Below are 451 nucleotides of genomic sequence, written 5' to 3'. Positions count from 1 at the left end.
CCCTACGGCCATTACAAAGCCAAAATCAATCCTGCCGAGGCGTTCAAACTGCCGCAAAAACAAGGCCGTCTGATTTTGGTTACCGCCATCAACCCGACTCCGGCGGGCGAAGGCAAAACCACCGTGACCATCGGTTTGGCGGACGCGTTGCGCCACATCGGCAAAGACGCCGTTATCGCCCTGCGCGAACCTTCTTTGGGGCCTGTGTTCGGCGTCAAGGGCGGCGCGGCGGGCGGCGGCTATGCCCAAGTTTTGCCGATGGAAGACATCAACCTGCACTTCACCGGCGACTTCCACGCCATCGGTGCGGCGAACAACCTGCTCGCCGCCATGCTCGACAACCACATCTACCAAGGCAACGAATTGAACATCGACCCCAAACGCGTCCTGTGGCGGCGCGTGGTCGATATGAACGACCGCCAGTTGCGCAACATCATCGACGGTATGGGCA

The 451-nt window shown here is 60.1% G+C and carries 1 protein-coding gene; it reads left to right on the top strand.

Annotated elements, in window-relative coordinates; all coding sequences use genetic code 11:
• Positions 1 to 451: formate--tetrahydrofolate ligase (locus ACTHUR_RS20720; protein WP_440400685.1), on the top strand; the 451-nt coding region annotated here is incomplete at both ends.

It is taken from the genome of Neisseria sp. P0021.S007 (assembly GCF_051956855.1).
The sequence above is the reverse complement of the archived record's forward strand: the minus strand, read 5'-3'. Positions and strand labels throughout refer to the sequence as shown.